Source organism: Halomonas sp. V046 (genome assembly GCF_052645355.1).
On record NZ_JBQXYF010000001.1, the window covers coordinates 105,383 to 122,968 of the forward strand.

11 protein-coding genes are annotated in these 17,586 nt (G+C 65.4%); 7 read left to right on the forward strand and 4 right to left on the reverse strand.

All coding sequences use genetic code 11. The features are described 5' to 3' along the window. The first annotated feature begins 258 nt into the window (after positions 1–258). The 6 genes from ACUN9Y_RS00450 to ACUN9Y_RS00475 all read left to right on the forward strand — a co-directional run bounded on the left by ACUN9Y_RS00450 (position 259) and on the right by ACUN9Y_RS00475 (position 8,905). Complete coding sequence (locus ACUN9Y_RS00450) at positions 259–1,275, forward strand: DUF58 domain-containing protein (RefSeq protein ID WP_445458707.1); 1,017 nt, start codon at positions 259–261, stop codon at positions 1,273–1,275. Then, positions 1,268–1,831 carry a DUF4381 domain-containing protein gene (locus ACUN9Y_RS00455; protein ID WP_445458708.1) on the forward strand — a complete coding sequence of 188 codons (564 nt, stop codon included), beginning with the start codon at positions 1,268–1,270 and terminating at the stop codon, positions 1,829–1,831. Before ACUN9Y_RS00450 ends, ACUN9Y_RS00455 begins: the two co-directional genes overlap by 8 nt. Continuing rightward, positions 1,828–2,850, forward strand: coding sequence for a VWA domain-containing protein (locus tag ACUN9Y_RS00460; RefSeq protein WP_445458709.1), 1,023 nt, complete (start codon positions 1,828–1,830; stop codon positions 2,848–2,850). Before ACUN9Y_RS00455 ends, ACUN9Y_RS00460 begins: the two co-directional genes overlap by 4 nt. Continuing rightward, a complete protein-coding gene (locus ACUN9Y_RS00465; protein ID WP_445458710.1) occupies positions 2,847–4,451 on the forward strand; it encodes a VWA domain-containing protein in 1,605 nt (534 codons plus the stop codon). Before ACUN9Y_RS00460 ends, ACUN9Y_RS00465 begins: the two co-directional genes overlap by 4 nt. Then, positions 4,448–6,319 carry a hypothetical protein gene (locus tag ACUN9Y_RS00470; protein ID WP_445458711.1) on the forward strand — a complete coding sequence of 624 codons (1,872 nt, stop codon included), beginning with the start codon at positions 4,448–4,450 and terminating at the stop codon, positions 6,317–6,319. The genes ACUN9Y_RS00465 and ACUN9Y_RS00470 overlap by 4 nt, the downstream gene beginning before the upstream one ends. 162 nt (positions 6,320–6,481) lie before the next feature. Next, positions 6,482–8,905 carry a tetratricopeptide repeat protein gene (locus ACUN9Y_RS00475; protein WP_445458712.1) on the forward strand — a complete coding sequence of 808 codons (2,424 nt, stop codon included), beginning with the start codon at positions 6,482–6,484 and terminating at the stop codon, positions 8,903–8,905. Between the two features lie 495 nt (positions 8,906–9,400). Here ACUN9Y_RS00475 and ACUN9Y_RS00480 read toward each other — a convergent pair whose 3' ends face one another. Beyond that, complete coding sequence (locus ACUN9Y_RS00480) at positions 9,401–11,335, reverse strand: sensor domain-containing diguanylate cyclase (protein ID WP_445458713.1); 1,935 nt, start codon at positions 11,333–11,335, stop codon at positions 9,401–9,403. A gap of 247 nt (positions 11,336–11,582) precedes the next feature. On the opposite strand from ACUN9Y_RS00480, the gene ACUN9Y_RS00485 reads away from it, so the two are divergent. Beyond that, a complete protein-coding gene (locus ACUN9Y_RS00485) occupies positions 11,583–13,034 on the forward strand; it encodes a catalase (protein ID WP_445458714.1) in 1,452 nt (483 codons plus the stop codon). Between the two features lie 128 nt (positions 13,035–13,162). Here the strand turns inward: ACUN9Y_RS00485 and ACUN9Y_RS00490 are convergent, their stop codons facing one another. From ACUN9Y_RS00490 to ACUN9Y_RS00500, 3 genes are all read right to left on the reverse strand, one after another. Then, positions 13,163–14,311, reverse strand: a complete 1,149-nt coding sequence (locus ACUN9Y_RS00490; protein ID WP_445458715.1) for a hypothetical protein — start codon at positions 14,309–14,311, stop codon at positions 13,163–13,165. A gap of 102 nt (positions 14,312–14,413) precedes the next feature. Continuing rightward, positions 14,414–15,574 carry a porin gene (locus ACUN9Y_RS00495; RefSeq protein ID WP_445458716.1) on the reverse strand — a complete coding sequence of 387 codons (1,161 nt, stop codon included), beginning with the start codon at positions 15,572–15,574 and terminating at the stop codon, positions 14,414–14,416. A 438-nt stretch (positions 15,575–16,012) separates the two neighbouring features. Further along, on the reverse strand, positions 16,013–17,458 hold the full coding sequence (locus tag ACUN9Y_RS00500; RefSeq protein WP_445458717.1) for a ProQ/FINO family protein: 1,446 nt from the start codon (positions 17,456–17,458) through the stop codon (positions 16,013–16,015). Between the last annotated feature and the right edge of the window lie 128 nt (positions 17,459–17,586).

The following is a 17,586-nucleotide window of genomic DNA, read 5'->3' on the forward strand; positions in this document are numbered from 1 at the left end:
CTGCCGGCGACGGATCCAGGCTCGCCGAGTCGCGCCCGCAGACCGCCGTCGTTGGCGGGCCAAACTTGGCCGCGTCAGCGCCCGAATGGCCACGGCGCCCGAATGGCCATGGCACCCGAATGGCCATGGCGCCCGAATGGCCATGGCGCCCGAATGGCCATGGCGCCCGAATGGCCACGGCGGATAGCGGCGTGCGCCGAGGCGTCTCGCCCAGCCCCTCGCCCCGGCTTCTACGCGCTGACTTAAGGAGAGAGTCCAATGCGCCTGTTCACTGCCCATAGGCGAACCACCGACACGGGGCCATCCTCGGGGACTCGCGATACTCGAGTGCACGTCGACCTTGCGCACCTGCGCGGCCTGGAAGCCCAGGGCGAACGGCTACGCCTGCTGCCTCGCCAGCCAGCGAGAAGCGTGCTCAACGGCCGCCACGGCTCACGCCTGCGCGGGCGCGGCCTGGACTTCCTGGAATTGCGCGGCTATCTGCCATCCGACGATGTCCGAAGCATCGACTGGCGCGTTACCGCGCGCACCGGGGTGCCTCATGTCCGCGTCTTCACCGAGGAGCGTGATCGCCCGGTGCTGGTGGTCGTGGATCAGCGCATGTCGATGTTCTTCGGCTCTCGACTCGCCATGAAATCCGTGACCGCCGCCGAAGTGGCGGCGCTGATCGCCTACGCGGTGCTGGCCCAGAACGATCGGATTGGCGCCATCATCGTCGAGGACGAGCGCCTCACCGAGGTTCGCCCCAAGCGCTCTCGAGCGACCCTTACGCGGTTTCTGACCCAGCTGGCGAACGCCAATCAGCGCTTGCATGCCGAGGCCGAACCAGTGGCGCCGACGTCACTCGATGCGGTGCTGACGGCAGTGACCCGGCTCGCTCGACGCGATCACCTCGTCATCGTGATCAGCGACTTCGATGTCATTGGCCCGCACAGCGAGCGCCTGCTCGCCGGCCTATCGCGGCACAACGATGTGCTGCTGGCACCGGTCAGCGATCCGCTCAGTGAAACCCTGCCCAAGGACCTGCGCCGAATCGTCTCCGATGGTCGACTGCAGGCCACGCTGGACACCTCCGATGCGGCGGTGCGCCAGGGTCTGGAGAGCGTCGCCAGCCAACGCCGCGCCATTCTCGATGGCTGGCAGCGCCGCTTCGGGCTGTCGCTGGTGCCCCTGACGGCAGGGGAAGACAGTCTCGATCAGTTGCGCCGCCTATTGGGCCTGGGACGCCGCCGCGGCCTGCCGCCCCGCCGCCAACCGGGGGGCACCCATGAGTAGTGACGCCGCGGCTGCGCTGGCCCAAACGCCAACCGCCGATGACGCAAGCCTTCCCCCCGCGACCCTGGCCCAGCTGCTGGACCAGATGTCGCCGGCCCCGACACCGGCCGACATTGCGTGGCTGCCACAGACCTGGGGCTGGGCACTGCTTGGCCTGGCCTTACTGTTGCTGGCCATGTGGCTTGGCCTGCGTGCCCGACGTCGATATCGCGCCAGGGCCTATCGCCGCCAGGCGCTCGCCGAGGTCAATGCCTGTCTGCGAAATGGTGCCGGCGTGACCGCCCTCGCCGAGATTCTTCGGCGTACCGCCCTTGTCGCCTATCCTCGTCACCGGGTGGCGAGCCTTCACGGCGATGCCTGGCGGCATTTTCTCGATAGCGAAGTGCCAATGCCACGCCAGAAAGGTTTCACCGGCCCCCTCGGCGAACTGCTGGTCGGCTCGCCCTATCACTCGGGAAGCCCAGAGGCCACCGCGGTGACTGATCTCGCGGTCCTGGTGAAGGACTGGATTCAGCGCCACCCGGGGCCGACATCGTCACGGGGAGCCAACGCATGATCGAGCTAGCCCTTCCTTTGGCCCTGCTGCTCGTGCCCTTGCCCCTGCTGGTGCTGTGGCTGGTGCCGGCCCACCGCGAGCACCTGATCGCCCTGCGCCTGCCGTTCTTTCAGCGCCTGGTGGAGGCCGCCGGCGTCAAGGCGGCGAGTGGCGCCGAGGTCCCCCGCCGCCGGCGCCTCCTGCTCATCGCCGGCGCCCTGGTATGGGTGCTGATCGTGCTCGCGCTAGCCCACCCTCAGCGGGTCAGCGAGCCCATTACGCAAGACAGCGCCGCCCGGGACCTGATTCTGGCCGTCGATATTTCCGGCTCCATGGACGAGAAGGATTTTCCCGGCACCGATAGCGAGCCCGAGCAGCGCCTGGCCGGCGTGAAATCGGTGATCGCCGACTTCCTCAAGCAGCGTGAAGGCGAGCGTCTCGCGCTGATCGTGTTCGGCACCCGGGCCTTCGTCCAGGCGCCGCTCACCGAAGATCTGGACACCCTGGAAGCGCTATTGGCGCAGACCGAGGTGGGCATGGCAGGCCCCCACACGGCACTGGGCGATGCCATTGGCCTGGCCATTCGTCAGTTCGATGCCAGCGATATCGAGCAGCGCCTGTTGATTCTGCTCAGTGATGGCGCCGATACCGGCAGCCGCATGAGCCCGATCAACGCCGCGGGCATCGCCGCCGACCGTGGCGTACGCATCGTCACCATCGCGGTGGGGGACCCGCAGGGCAGCGGCGAGAACCGCGTCGACGTGGAGACCCTCGAGGCGATTGCCAACACCACCGATGGCGCCTTCTTTACCGCCGCCGATCAACAGGCCCTGGACGCCGTCTACGACCAGATCGATGACCTGGCACCGCGCAAGACCGAGTCCCTCAGTTATCGACAGCGCGAGTCCCTCGCCCATTGGCCGCTGGGAGCCGCCGTGGTCCTGGCACTGGGTCTGTTGTTGGCCGTCACCTGGCGCAGTCGCCACCCCGGTGCGAACACGACAGCGCCCCCCACGCCGCCCAGGAGAAGCGTTCGATGACCGCCTGGATCGAGACCCTCGACGCTTTTCATCTGCTGCGTCCGCTGTGGTGCCTGTGCCTGCCGCTCATTGCCCTGCTGTGGTGGTGGCGGCGGCGCACCACCAACGAGAAGAGTGACTCACGCCATATCGCCCCTCATCTGGAGCGGGCCATGCGTATCGGTGCGAGCATGCGTCGCTGGCTCGCACCCATCGACACCCTGGCGCTGATGCTGGTGCTATTGGTGTTGGCGGCGGCAGGCCCGACCTGGAGCCGTGTGCCCACCCCCCTCGTGACCCAGACCGCCCCCTTGGTGGTCGTCCTCGAAGTGACCCCGTCGATGGATGCCAAGGATGTCCCCCCGAGCCGTCTGGAACGCGCCAAGCACAAGATCGGCGATCTTCTCGACCGTCGCAGCGGGGCCGCCACGGCCTTGGTAGCTTACGCCGGCAGCGCCCACCAGGTGGTGCCACTGACCGACGATCCCGGACTGATCGGGCCCTATCTGGCGGGGCTAACCAGCGACATCATGCCGCCAGCCAACGACGTCATCGGCGACGCTGCCGAATCGGCGCTCGACAAGGCAACGGCCCTGCTGGCCAAGTCCCCCACCTCAGGCGCCATCCTGTTTGTCACCGACGGCCTCTCGCCCCAGAGCGACACGGCCTTCAATGCACGCGACACCGGGCCGACCCTGGCCTTCCTGACCATGACACCCGACACCGGTGCGGCACCGGGAATCGCCAACGTCGACGATGCCGACAGCGTCACGGTCACCGCGGACGATGCCGATATCCGACGCCTCGAAGGCATCTTCGCCGCGGCCTACCGGCGCGCCCTGCTAGGCGACGATAGCCTGGCCTGGGAAGACCGCGGCCTATGGCTGGCCTGGCCCGCGGCCTTGCTCGCCTTACTCTGGTTCCGACGTGGCTGGCGCCTGGCCAGCCCCTGGATGATGGCCCTGGCCGTGACGGGACTGGGACTCGGCGCCGGCGTGACGTCCGGCCCTGCCGACGCCCAGTCCACGTCCTCTCGCGCCGAACCGGTCACCCGCGAGAGCTCGCCCGTACGGAGTTGGCTGGCGAACGCCTTTCTGACCCCCGACCAGCAGGGCCGCTGGTGGATCGAGCGACGCGACTACGGCCGCGCCGCCGAGCATTTCGACAACGTCGCCTGGCGCGGCTATGCGCTCTTCCGGGATGGCCAGTACGGCGCCGCCGCCGAGATGCTGGCTGGCCTCGACGACCCCGATGCCGCCTTCACCCAAGGCCTGGCGCTGATCCGAGACCGCCAGTACCGCCCCGCCATCGACGCCTTCGAACGCGTCCTCAAGCTCGACCCGGACTATCCCGAAGGCGAGCGTAACCTGGCCTTGGCGCAGGACATCCTGACCCATGTAGAAGATGCCAGGGAACAGTCCGATACCGGCGAGGACCGCGGCGAAGGCGCCGACGGCGTCGTCTTCGACAATGAATCGGCGCGGGGTGAAGAGACGCGACAGGTGGCCGAGGACGGCGACGGCATCGTCACGGCCGAGCAGTGGATGTCGACCCTCGATACCAGCACCGGCGACTTTCTGCGCCAGCGCTTCGCCGTCGAAGCCCGGGAGGATGATCAATGAGACCACGATGGTTGACGTCCAGGACCGGCATCAGCACTGCCTGTGCTCGCCTTGAGGCGGCCTGGCTGCGCAACATACTGATCAAGGGGCTGGAGGCGGGACTGGTGCTGGGCACGGCCCTGGCCGCCAGCATCGCGATGGCGGCCGAACCGCCCCGAGTCAGCGTGGAGCTCACGCCGGACAGCGTTGCCCCTGGAGAAACGGCGATCCTGCGACTGCGCGTCCTGGTGCCAACCTACATGCCCGAGCCGGTCGAGTTTCCATCGCTGGATAGCGCCAACCTTCGCGTCAGCCTTCCCGAGCGTTCGACGGGCCCCGCCACCCAACGCATCGACGGTGAGACCTGGTCGGGTGTCACCCGGGCCTATCGGCTGACGCCGCTGGCCCCCGGCAGTTTTACCCTCGGCGGAGAGCTGCGTGTCACCTACGTCGATCCACAGACATCGACACCGCTAACCACGCCCGTTACCGTCCCGACGGCGACGCTGACGGCTACGCTTCCCGAGGCAGCCCGAGGCCTGACGCCCTATGTGGCCGCCAGCGACATCACCCTTGAGCAGCGTCTCGAGGTGGTCCGTGCCGAACCATCACCGAAGGATGCCGAGGCATCCGGCGACGACGCAGCCGGCCAGAACAACGCCGACGACAGCGCCGACGACAGCGACAACGCCGACGACAGCGCCGACGACAGCGACAGCGCCGGCGAGTCGCCGGCCGACGCCTCATCGCCGCAACGCCTCGCCCTCGCCCCCGGCGACAGCGTGACGCGACATGTCACGGCCACCCTCGAGGGCGGTAGCGCCGTATTGCTACCCGCCTTGACCGATGCTGCCGCCCTTCAGGCATCCCCCCCGGGCCTCGGGGTCTATCCTCAGACGCCGCGTATAGAAGAAAGCCAGAACGGCGGCCGACGCGAAGAATCGGTGACCTACGTGGTCGAAGGCGCCGTCGATGGTAGCCTGCCGGCCATCGCCATCGACTGGTTCGACCCGACGACGCAAGGCCTCGAGCACGCCGAACTGCCGGCGATTAGCCTGACCGCCAAAGGACCCGCCGCGGCCGCCGATCTATCGCCGCGCCGTTTGCTGCCATGGCTTGGGGCGGCGTTACTGCTGGTCGCGGCGCTCGCCCTGGTGACATGGCAACGGCGCCCCCTCAAGCGGCGACTCGACACCATGCGCCGCGCCCGGCGTCGGCGCGACGACATCAGCGGACGCAGCGCCCTGAGCCAGCTACGACGGGCCGTCGAGCAACGCGATATCGGCGCAGCGCGACAGGCCTGGCAGCGCCTCCAGGCCAGCACCGCATCGCTGCAGCCCGAGCACCGGGCGGATATCGACAGCCTGCTGCTGACTCTGGGTCGATTGCACTACGGCACCTCGTCCGCTGCCGATCCAGCCGATTCCGCGGCACCGGCACCCGACGCTCCCCTGAGGCCAAGCCATTCTGCCGCCGCCGATGGTTCGGTCATCGATAGCCCTGCCATCGATAGCCCTGCCATCGATAGCCCTGTCGCCAATAGCCCTGCCATCGATAGTCCTGTCGCCAATAGCCCTGGCATCGATAGTCCTGTCGCCAATAGCGCTGGCATCGATAGCCCTGGCATCGATAGCCCTGCCATCGATAGTCCTGTCGCCAATAGCCCTGGCATCGATAGTCCTGTCGCCAATAGCGCTGGCATCAATAGCGCTGGCACCGACGCCTCTGCTGCCACCACGACCGCTACCTCAACTCGTGACGCTGGCCAGACCATCGACAGCGTCTGGCACTCGCTGGCCCGGCGCTTGCCGAATCATCGCAGCCTTCGTACCACCACCACGCCCCCAACGCTGCCCGCGCTCAATCCGCACAAGTTGGGTAAGCTATGAGCCTTCGCCCGGCGCGTTTTTCTCGACACCCGTTCTCTCAGATTCATCGGCAAAGGAACCTGCATGCGTTGTCTGAATCGCCCCCAGAAAGATTCCCCGTTCACGGCTTGGCGAGTGCGTCTGCGGCGATCAGTCTCCGCTCCCACGGCGCTCGGATTGGCGTTGTTGGCGCTCCTGGGTGCCCCCACCGTCAGCGCCAGCGATGGCACGGCAACGCCCCGGATCACGCCGCAGAACGCGGCGCATGGCGCGCTACCGGCGCTTGCCGACGATGCCAGGGGCTACGCGCCTGATGGCAGTTGCGTAAGCTGTCACCAGACCGAAGCCAGTGCCTGGCAGGATTCGGATCATGGCTGGGCCATGCGCGACGCGACCCCCGACAACGTCCTTGGCAACTTCGATGACGCCGTCTTCGCGGACGGTGACGTCAAGGCCCGTTTCGACCGTGACGGCGACACCTTCATCGCCACGGTCCAGGGCCCGGATGACCCCGCTCGCCGCATGGAGATCGCCTATACCTTCGGCGTACGTCCTCTCCAGCAGTATCTGGTGGCCATGCCAGGAGGACGCCTGCAGGCCCTTACCATCGCCTGGGACTCGCGCCCGGCCGACGACGGTGGACAACGCTGGTTCTCGCTTTACCCGGGAGAAGCCTTTGCCCCGGACGATCCGCTGCACTACACCGGCCGCTACCAGAACTGGAACGCGATGTGTGCCGACTGCCACTCGACCAACCTGGACAAGGGCTACGAGGCCGAAACAGACACCTTCGCCACCACCTGGCACGAGCAGAGCGTCGGCTGCCAGAGCTGCCACGGCCCCAGTCAACGCCACCTCGACTGGGCCGAGAGCCTGGACGGCGACGGCTATGCCAGCGCCACCACACCGGCGAACGCCCCTGACGAGCCCCCCAATGTGGATCAGCCAGGCGCGTACGAAAAAATGGCCCCCTCCGTCGAGCTCCACGACATCGGCGCAACCGATATGGGTCTGCCCCTGGACCTGGGCGCCATGAACGGTCCAGAACTGGTCGAGCAGTGCGCCACCTGCCACAGCCGTCGCCAGATGCTCGGGGCCGGGCCGAGTCACGGCCAGCCGCTGACCGATGTGGCCCTGGCCAGCCCGCTGAGCGAAGGGCTCTACCACGCCGACGGTCAGATCCAGGGCGAGGTCTACGTCTATGGCTCCTTCACTCAAAGCGCCATGTATCAAAACGGCGTGACGTGCACCGACTGCCACGACCCGCACAGCGCCCGGGTCAAGATTCAGGGCAACGGCCTATGCACCCAGTGCCATAACCCGGCACCACCGAGCCGTTTTCCCGGCATCACGCCGGCGAACTACGATAGCGTCGAACATCACCATCATGCGCCTGACAGCGAAGGCGCCCAGTGCGTCAGCTGCCATATGCCCGAAACCACCTACATGCAGGTCGACCCACGGCGGGACCATAGCTTCCGCGTGCCGCGCCCGGATCTCAGCGCCGCCACGGGCAGCCCAAATGCCTGCGCAAGCTGTCACCAGAACGACAGCGACGAGCACCACGCGGCGACCGTCAATCAGTGGTTCGGCGAGCTGTCCCGGGCCAACCAGGAAGCCGCCGGAGAGCGCTCGCCACACTTCGGGGTCACCTTCCAGGCGGCGCGCCAGGGGGATCCCGCCGCCCTGGAGGGGCTGATCGAGATCGCCACCGATGCCGCCAGGCCCGACATCGTTCGCGCCACCGCCGTGGATGAACTGGCCAGCTATGGCACCGCCGCCTTGCCGACCCTGGAGGACGCCTTGCACGATGAATCGGCTCGGGTCCGGGCGGCCGCGGCGCCGGTCTTCGCCCAGGCCCCGGAAGGCGCACGTGTCGAGCGCCTGCTGCCGCTGGTCGAGGACCCGCGCCTGGCGGTACGCGATGAGGCGGTGAAGGCGCTGGCCGGAACGTCTCTGATGGTCATGCCAGAAGACCAACGCGAGACCTTCCTCGCCGCCCGGCGTGACTACGAGCAGAGGCTTCGGGACAACGCCGACCTGCCGGGCAACCGGCTCAACCTGGCGGTGCTGCTGGAACGCACAGCGCGGGAAGACGAAGCCGTCGAGCAGTATCGCCAGGCCCTCGTCATGGACCCTTACTTCCTGCCGGCCAGGGCCAACCTGGTAACGCTGCTGAGTCGCACCGACGACACCGAGCAAGCGGAACAGACGCTTCGCGATGGCCTGGCCCTGGACGCCATGCCGACGCCGGATCGCGGCCACCTTGCCTACCTGCTGGCCCTGTCACTGGCGGAACAAGGACGCACGCAAGCGTCGGTCGAATGGCTCGAGAAGTCCGCCCAGTGGCGTCCAGACCACGTCCGTACCCACTACAACCTCGGCCTGGTGCTCGACCGCCTGGGGCGCAAGGATGAGGCCATGGCCGCGCTAGAAACGGGTCTCGAGGTGGCGCCTCGGGACCCTGACCTGCTCTACGCGCTGGTGTACCTGTACGCGACGGCCGGGCGCATTCCCCAGGCGCTCGACGCCCTGGCCACCCTCAGGCAGGTACGCCCGGATGATCCGCGCCTGGGCCGGTTGGAGGCCCAGTTGCGGGGGCAGTAGATCGCCCAGCTACGGGGGCGGTAGATCGCCCAGCTACGGGGGCGGTAGATCGCCCAGCTACGGGGGCGGTAAATAGCCCAGCTACGGGGGCGGTAGATCGCCCAGCTACGGGGGCGGTAAATGGCCCAACTGCGGGGGCAGTAGATCGCCCAGCTACGGGGGCGGTAGATCGCCCAGTTGCGGGGGCGGTAGATCGCCCAGTTGCGGGGGCGGTAGATCGCCCAGTTGCGGGGGCGGTAGATCGCCCAGCTACGGGGGCAGTAAATCGCCCAGCTACGGGGGCGGTAAATGGCCGATCCACAGCGCCCCGTGCGGCGGGGCCCAAGCCTCGCCACGCTCTAGCGGCACCGGCGAGTCGCGAGCGAAACACCCTGGCCAAGCTCTTTGGCGACGCCAAGGCCCTGCTGGACACCCACGAGCGGTAGACGAGCCACCGGGCGGATCAGCGGCGCGCAGAGCGATAGCGAGCGGGGGGACGGTACCAAGGGGACGTTACTAGGGGGCGTGGGGGTCGTCCTCATCGTCCTCATCGACGACAAGGCAATTGCGGCCCTTCTGCTTGGCCAGGTAACTGGCGGCATCGGCACGTTCAATCAACTGAGCGATATCCGAGTCGCCGTCACGGAACTCCGTAAGCCCCAGGCTCGGTGTCACGCGATAGATCTGGCCATCACGTTCGACGCAGGCATCGTGCACCGCCGCAAGCAGCTTTTCCGCGATCGCCCGAGCCTGGCTCAACGAGCAACTCGGCAACAGCACGGCGAACTCATCCCCACCCGGCCGGGCCACGTGGTCACTGTTGCGCACCGCACCGGCCACTCGAATGGCAATCTGACGCAGCATCTCATCGCCGAGCAGATGACCGCCACGGTCGTTGATTGGCTTGAATCGGTCCAGGTCAAACAGAATCAAGGCCGATGCGGTATGCGTCTTACGCCATTCGGCCAGCGCCTCGTTCAGCCGGCGCTCGAAACCGCGTCGGTTGAGCAGGCCGGTCAACGGATCATGCTCAGCCTCCCATTGGCGTATCGCCTCCTGCTGTCGGCGCGCGGTGATGTCCTTCACCGTGCCGACGAACCCGATCACCTCGCCATCAGAGGCCACTTGGCTTGCGTGCACCTCCAGCCACAAAAGCTCGCCGTCACCGCGCCAGTAACGGTACTGGCGCAGGAAGTCCTGACCGCTGACCATGCTGTAGCGCCAGAGCTCCATCGCCGCCTGCTGGTCGTCGGCATGCACATGATTGATCCAGTTACGCTCCTGGCGCGCTTCACTGCCACGCCCGGTCAGTTCGCTCAAGGCGGCGTTGACGAAGACAATATGGCCCTGGGTATTGGTCACGAACATGCCAAGCGGTGAAGACGACAGAACCGCGTCGAGAAACGCCTGCCGCTCACGCGACGCCGACAGCGCCTTGCTGCGCTCCAGGTCCACTTCGTTGAAGACGCTGGCCACCTGGGTCAGTTCCCTCATCTCGGTATCCAGTACCACGCGACGCCGTTTTCCCTTGCCCACTTCGGCGATCTGCGACTGTAGCTGATAGAGTGGCCGGAGCATCAGCCATACCAGCCAAGCCAGCAGTGGCAACAACAACAGGGCCAGGGTAACGCCCATCCACCCCAAACGCTGCACCAGACTCTTGAGCGGCGCCAGGACCTGGCCCTCAGGCAGGAAGACGCCAATCACCCAGTCGGCCGGCCACACCTGGCGAAAGGCCTGGTAGGCCATCCTGCCGTCAACCAGCGCCCCATAGCGTTCGCCTTCCCAACCGTCCGCGGCCCGGTCCAGATCGGGATTGAACGACACGTCTTCGATCTTGCGCATGATCCACTTGCGCTCGGGGTGATACAGCACTTGCCGAGACGAGGTGAAGACCGCAGCAAACCCCTCATCGCCGAGCCGGATGCGGCTAAGGCCACGGAAGATCCCACCGGAGTTGACGTTGACGACGCCGGCCAAGGCACCCTGAAAGTCACCCGTGGCATCCACCACAGGCACCACCAGCAGCACCAGGGGCGTACCGGAGGCGCGTCCGACAATCGGCTCACTGACGTAAGGACGCTTCACCTCGCGCACGAACGAAAAATACTCGCGGTCGGAGATATCCAGGCCTTCACGTCCGGGCGTGATCGGCCAGTCCGCCGCGACCCGACCGTCGCGCCGAAAGGCGACCAGACCATCGAAGAGTTCGAGCAAGGGGGCGTGGGCACGGAGGTCGCGGCGCGAGACTTCGGACCACCTCTGTTGCAGTACAGCGTCGGTGCTCAACCGCTCAAGCGCGGCAAGTCGCACGTCGATCTCCTCGGCCACTTCATCGGCAATGAGTTGCGCCTCGTAACGCAGATGAGAAAAGTTCACCTCTCGAACCAGGTCCTGACCGGCCAACCAGCCACCGCCAAGCAGAAGCGCCACGACCGCAAGCCAGCTCATCGCCAACCCGATCATCATGCGCGATTGTAGAGAGAGTACCGACAGAACCCTACGCTTCAAAGACAACTTGGGTACACCTCTACCGTTCGTCCACGAGATCGCTGATTGTCACAGTATCAGAAATCATGAATGGGGGGTGCCTCATTGCCACTGTGCTATCGACGGCATAGCAATGAACGATTATTCCCTGCCGAGTTCCACCGATATGGTAAGGCCTCAGAATGCAACTGACCGCGAGGGAGCCCGCATGCAAGACCACAAGACGATGACAACGAGTGCCGGTGCGCCAGTAGGAGACAACCAGAACAGCTTGAGCGCTGGCCCACGGGGCCCCGTGCTGTTGGAAGACTACCAACTGATCGAGAAGCTCGCCCACCAGAACCGCGAACGGATCCCAGAGCGTGTCGTCCACGCAAAGGGATGGGGCGCCCACGGCACCCTGACCATCACCCACGATATCAGCCGCTATTCCAAGGCCAAGGTCTTCGCCAAGGTCGGTCAGCAGGTGCCGATGCTGGCGCGTTTCTCCACCGTTGCCGGTGAGCTGGGTGCCGCCGATGCCGAGCGCGATGTGCGAGGCTTCTCGCTGAAGTTCTACACCGACGAAGGCAACTGGGACATGGTCGGCAACAACACCCCGGTGTTCTTCATCCGCGACCCGTCCAAGTTTCCTGATTTCATCCACACCCAGAAACGTCATCCCCGTACCAACCTGCGCTCCGCCACCGCCGCCTGGGACTACTGGTCGCTGTCACCGGAATCGCTGCACCAGGTCACCATCCTCATGTCTGACCGCGGCTTGCCGACCGATGTCCGCCATATCAACGGCTACGGTTCCCATACCTATTCGCTGATCAACGCCGACAACGAGCGTGTCTGGTGCAAGTTCCACTTCAAGACCGTCCAGGGGCACAAGCACTTCACCGACGCCGAGGCCGCGGAAATCGTCGGCAGGAGCCGCGAGTCGACCCAGGAGGACCTGTATGGGGCCATCGAGAACGGCGACTTCCCGCGCTGGAATTTCTTCATCCAGGTCATGACCGAAGACCAGGCCAGGCAGGCCCCGTTCAACCCCTTCGACCTGACCAAGGTCTGGCCCCACGGCGACTATCCCTTGATCGAAGTCGGCCAGATTGAACTCAACCGCAACCCAGCCAACTACTTCGCCGAAGTCGAGCAGGCCGCGTTCTCGCCGGCCAACAAGGTACCGGGTATCGGCTTTTCGCCAGACAAGGTGCTTCAGGGTCGTCTGTTTTCCTACCCGGATGCCCACCGCTATCGCCTCGGCACCCACTACGAGGCCCTGCCGGTGAACCGCCCGACCTGTCCGGTGGCGCATTACCACAAGGATGGTCCGATGCGTTTCTTCGACAACGGCGAGGACAACCCCGACGCCTACTACGAGCCCAACTCCTTCGGCGGCCCCAAGGAAGATCCTTCCGTCGTGGAACCGCCGTTGCCGCTGGAAGGCGATGCCTGGCGCCACAACCACCGCGACGGCAACGACGACTACGCCCAGCCCCGGGCGCTGTTCGAGCTGATGAACAGCGAACAGCAGGGCCGACTGTTCGGCAACATCGCTCGCCATATGCAGGGCGTGCCCAGCCACATCAAGGAGCGTCAGCTCGGCCACTTCGAGAAGTGCCACCCGGACTACGCGGCCGGCGTCCGGGAAGCCATCGCTCGTATCGGTGACTGATACGCCCCGATGACGCGAGGCTCGGCCTTGCCAACCGATCCGCCGCGCATCCGCCGCCAATCGGCAAGATGACGACAGCAAACGAAACGGGCCCCGAGGGGCCCGTTCTGCGTTCTATCGTCGTACGATCAGGGCTCCAGCACGACCTTCAACTCGTAGTTGTTCGGACCATCCTGCGCATTACCAAACTTCTGACCAGAAACACGAATACGATAATGCCCTGGCTCGAGTTGCGTCGTCATGTCGACGTTGCCGTTGAAGCCCTGAGCCGCCTCTTCGGCGACGATGCTACCGCTTTCGTTCGCGACTTCCAGGGTAAGGCGGTAGGTATCTTCGTCGCCGGGCGGGAAGGTCGAGGTCGTGATCCTTACGCGACTCGGCTCGGCAACATTGAAGGTCAGCACCTCGCCACGGGCGCGAATCTTGACGTCGGTCTTGATGCTCTGGACCTGACGCTCTTCGGGCTCTTCACTACGACTAGCCGCTCCCGTCGTGCTGGAGGCCGACGCAGAGGAGTCACCTGAGCTTGCGATAGCAGCGCCAGCGCCAGCCGCTCCGACCGCCGCCGCAGTGCCCGCAGCGGATGATGAGGCGCCCGCGGTGGATGAAGCGCCCACAGCGCCACTGCCGCTCGCCGCCGTCCCGGCGGCAGACGCGCTAGCGGCCTGGGTCGAAGCCGCGGCGCTTGCCTGGGATCCAGAGCCCAGGGTAACTGCCACGTCGTTGCTGGTAACGAAGGCACTGCTGTTACCTTCGCGATCGCTACCGGTGAACTGCAGGCCGACACCATCGTCCACTGCAATTTCGTTACCCTGACCATCGAGCCCCACCACGGCGATGCTATAACCGTCTCCGGCACGGCCACGGCGGCCGAAGCGGGTGGCCTTGACCTGCAGTTCGTAGTCCCCGGGCGTCAGGCGCTTCTCGAGCTCCAGCCCCTGCTCGAGGCCGTAGCCCTTGCCGCGTGCGATGACGTTTCCGGCATCGTCCATCAATGCCGCCTCGATCTGGTAGTTCTGTTCATAGCCGGCGCTGACATGGCTGACGAAGCGATAAACGCCTTCTTCCTCAACCGTGAAGTCATGGGCGTGAGGAGATCCAAACGGAAAGGTCTGGCTGCGGGCGTCGCTTTCCGGCTTGAAGAAGCCGGTCAGGTCGAGCTGGCGGTTCTCCTCGCGAAAACGTTCCGTCATGGCACTGTCAGATGCCAGAACGGTCGAACTGCCGAAGGCAACACCAAGCGCCAGCAACGCCGCGGGTAGGGTGACGTCTTTCATGGATCCTCACATGCTTGCCGATAAGAGTGCAGAAAAAAAGCCGATCCCGGAGGATCGGCTTTCGTTTATAGCGTTCCAACGCTAGGGGGTCAAACCTGTTGCTTAGAACAGGTAGGTCAGACCCACGGCATAGCCGTCACCCTGATCGTTGTCACGGTCACGCCATGCACCTTCCACGTAGGTGTACATTGCGTCGGAGATGTTGTACGTCACGCCGCCGACCACTTCGTTGAAGTTGTCGTCGTCGTTCTCGTCATCGTTGGCAGAGTCGAAGTCGCTGAAGCCGCTGCCGCCGAAGTCGATGTACTGGTAGGAACCGTACACGTCGCCCATGCCGTTGCCGTAGCCGTAACGAGCACCGATGGCGTAGTAGTCGGCATCCTTCAGGAAGTCGTTGTCGGACTCGAAACGCTCATACTTAACAGCAACGCGCAGGCTGTCCCACTGGTACTGAGCGGTCACACCGTACTGGTCGCCCAGATCTTCGTCATCGATGGTGACGTTCTGCTGAGTAGTCGTCACTTCACCAGTCACCGCATCAACTGACGTGGTGTTGAAGGAAACGGACTGATCTTCGATGTCGTAGATGCCCAGGTCGTCGTAGACACCGGCGATGGAGAAGCCACCGATGGTGTACTTCAGACCACCGAACGCGGAGGCTTCGCCGCCGTCGCTCAGGTTCTCACTCTCGGCGTCACCCTTGTACTGGGTACCGAGGGCGAACTGGAAGCCGCCCCAGACCGGAGAGGTGTAGGTGATCTTGTCGCCTTCCGGATCGCCGGCAACAACGCTTGCGTCGTCGGCATCTTCACCCGGCGCACCCTTGAAGGTGTTGGAGTCGGAAACGTCGAAGTATTCGTTGTTGGAGATCGGATCCTGGATCCAGTCGTCCAGCAGCGAGTCATAAGAACCGATGCGCGCGTCACCGAAGTTGCCCTTCAAGCCGATGTAGGCGGTGTCGCCTGCATCACGGCCAGCAACCTTCATTTCGTCGGCCTTGAAGTCGTCGATTTCGATCTTGGCGTAACCGATCAGGCCGTTGTAGATGACGTGCTCAGCGGCGAAACCGAAAGTCGAGCCGTTATCGGCGATCTCATCACGGCTGTGACCGTCTGAGTCTTTGACTCCGGCGTAAACCAGCTGAACGTTGCCGTAGATGTCGAGCTTGGTGCCGTCTTGGTTGTAGACGGTAGCGGCCTGGGCGCCAACGGCGGTAAAGGCGGCAGCACCAGCGATGGCAGTCGCTAACAGTGTCTTTTTCATTGCTGAGTTCCTTTTGACTAGCTTGCTGTTTCGATCGTTGCTGCCGGTGGCAGCCTTGGCTTGCCGGTCTTTGCCGACTCGTTTTTAGCCTCCGGCTCCCTCGCGGGAGGGTGAGGCGGCGAGCCTGACAGCGGCGAAGCCTTGTTATAGTCCAATGCTCGCAAGGGCAACCATATACCGGGATGGGGGGGAGCGCAACAAGAAAAAAACACTGTTTTCCTTCGCCCTGCCTCCGCCATTGACGCCGATCCCTGCGGCAGCACTGCATACGCCGGGTCCATGGGCCGAGTCTGCGAACAGTGCTAGGTAACACTGATTGGTGCAGCACAGCCCCTTCCCCTAAACGCAGAGCGAATACATCATGCCCCGCTGATGTGACGCTTTCAAGTCACGCCAGTTGAACCTCGCGCCCGGCGGTCAACGGGGAGCCCCTTCGCGTCAGCGATCGTTGTGGCGCGCCATCAACTCATCCAGCTTGCGCTGCAGGCGCTGCTCTTCGGGTTCCCCGTCTGCCGCAGGAGGCCGACCGTCACTACCCGAGGACAGCAACGAGGCGTCATGAGGGGAAGCCTGGGGCGGTTCCTGCCGGCCAGGCGCGATAGCGGTCGCGCCGGGACCTGGCCGTGGCGGCGCTGCGCCCTTGCCATGCTCGCCCTTGCGGGCCTGGCTACCACGCTTGGCCGCGTGCCCGGTGCTGCGCTGACGCTCGGCCTGGAGGCGATCAAGCTTGCGCTTGGCATGATCCGCCGCCTGGGCGTCGACCACGCCGTCGAGTTGCCCACCAAGATCGATACGCTCCGCCCCTTCCCTGACCGACTTCAGATAGCGCGGCAGGTTGACGTAGCAGGCCAGGGCACGGCGTACCAGCTTCTCGGGCCAGGGCTCTCGGCTGGCCAGGTCTTCGTGGATGCCGACCTTCAGCGGACGCGTGTGCCCCTTGAAGAAGGTGCTGGCGTAACGCTCATACCACTCGGTCAGCAATGCCTGGGGCGACGGCGCCTTGTCGATCGCCAGGTCGCCCTGGCACGACGCCTCGGCGGGGGCGGCAGGTGGCGATGTAGGCTCGGGGGAAAGCGGATCCGCGGTTAGCCCCTGCCGCGCAGCTACGGGCCTCGCGCCTGCAGCCCCAGCTCCGCCCTGCTCGCCCTCCCCGGATGACGCGCCTGGTACCGACGCCGGGGAGCCCTCGTCGATGGCGTCCGGCCGTCCAGGATGGCCATCGCTCTGCGGCCGGGCTGCCTCGCCCTCGTCGCCATGACGTGGGCGATGCTGCATCAAGGCCGCCAAGCCCTGGGCGCGGCGCGCAGGCCGTGAGAACACCTGGGTGGACGGCGACTGTCCCGCATTCTCTCGCACGGTGCGCTCACGCAGATGCGAGTTGTAGGCTTCGAGCTCACGGTTCTGCTCGTCCAGCTCGCGGTTCTCTTCGGTCAGCTCACTGTTCTCCTCGAACAGAGTCAGACGCTGTCGCTCGGAAGCCTCGAGACGCTGCGCGAGATCCGCAAGACGCTGAGCGTCTGCCTGGCGAGCCTGCTCGAGGCGCTCGTCAACCATCTGCTCCTGGGATCTCTGGAGCGCATCGCGAGCCTCGCTCTCGGCCTGGAGCCGCGCGCGGTGATCGTCGAGCGCTGCCTCGAGCTCCCGTACCCTCTGGTCACGCTGGTCGCAGCGCTCGGATAATTGCTCCTGGCGACGCTCGGCGTGTATCACACGCGCGTCGCTCTCGGCGAGGCTCGCCTGGAGGGCATCGCGCTGGCGGGTCAGGTCGTCGAGCAATGCTCGCTGATCGTGTTCACGCTGGCGACCCTCACGCAGTCCGGCCAGCAGCGTCGCTGCGCGATGTTCGAGCGCGTCCAGCGAATGCTCGGCGTGTGTCTCGGTCACGTCGTCTCCCTCCAGACTCTCCGGAACATGCGAAGGGGCGCTAGCGCCCACCTCAATGATTGTGGTTATCGAAACAGTCTGTGCCAGCCCTGGCTCCCTGACAATTGTCGCCAGGCGGCGACGTGGCC

Excerpts from the sequence above, each read along its gene's own strand:
- ACUN9Y_RS00450 (WP_445458707.1), top strand. The coding sequence starts at position 259 with ATGCGCCTGTTCACTGCCCATAGGCGAACCACCGACACGGGGCCATCC.
- ACUN9Y_RS00455 (WP_445458708.1), top strand. The coding sequence starts at position 1,268 with ATGAGTAGTGACGCCGCGGCTGCGCTGGCCCAAACGCCAACCGCCGAT.
- ACUN9Y_RS00460 (WP_445458709.1), top strand. The coding sequence starts at position 1,828 with ATGATCGAGCTAGCCCTTCCTTTGGCCCTGCTGCTCGTGCCCTTGCCC.
- ACUN9Y_RS00465 (WP_445458710.1), top strand. The coding sequence starts at position 2,847 with ATGACCGCCTGGATCGAGACCCTCGACGCTTTTCATCTGCTGCGTCCG.
- ACUN9Y_RS00470 (WP_445458711.1), top strand. The coding sequence starts at position 4,448 with ATGAGACCACGATGGTTGACGTCCAGGACCGGCATCAGCACTGCCTGT.
- ACUN9Y_RS00480 (WP_445458713.1), bottom strand. The coding sequence starts at position 11,335 with ATGAGCTGGCTTGCGGTCGTGGCGCTTCTGCTTGGCGGTGGCTGGTTG.
- ACUN9Y_RS00485 (WP_445458714.1), top strand. The coding sequence starts at position 11,583 with ATGCAAGACCACAAGACGATGACAACGAGTGCCGGTGCGCCAGTAGGA.
- ACUN9Y_RS00490 (WP_445458715.1), bottom strand. The coding sequence starts at position 14,311 with ATGAAAGACGTCACCCTACCCGCGGCGTTGCTGGCGCTTGGTGTTGCC.
- ACUN9Y_RS00495 (WP_445458716.1), bottom strand. The coding sequence starts at position 15,574 with ATGAAAAAGACACTGTTAGCGACTGCCATCGCTGGTGCTGCCGCCTTT.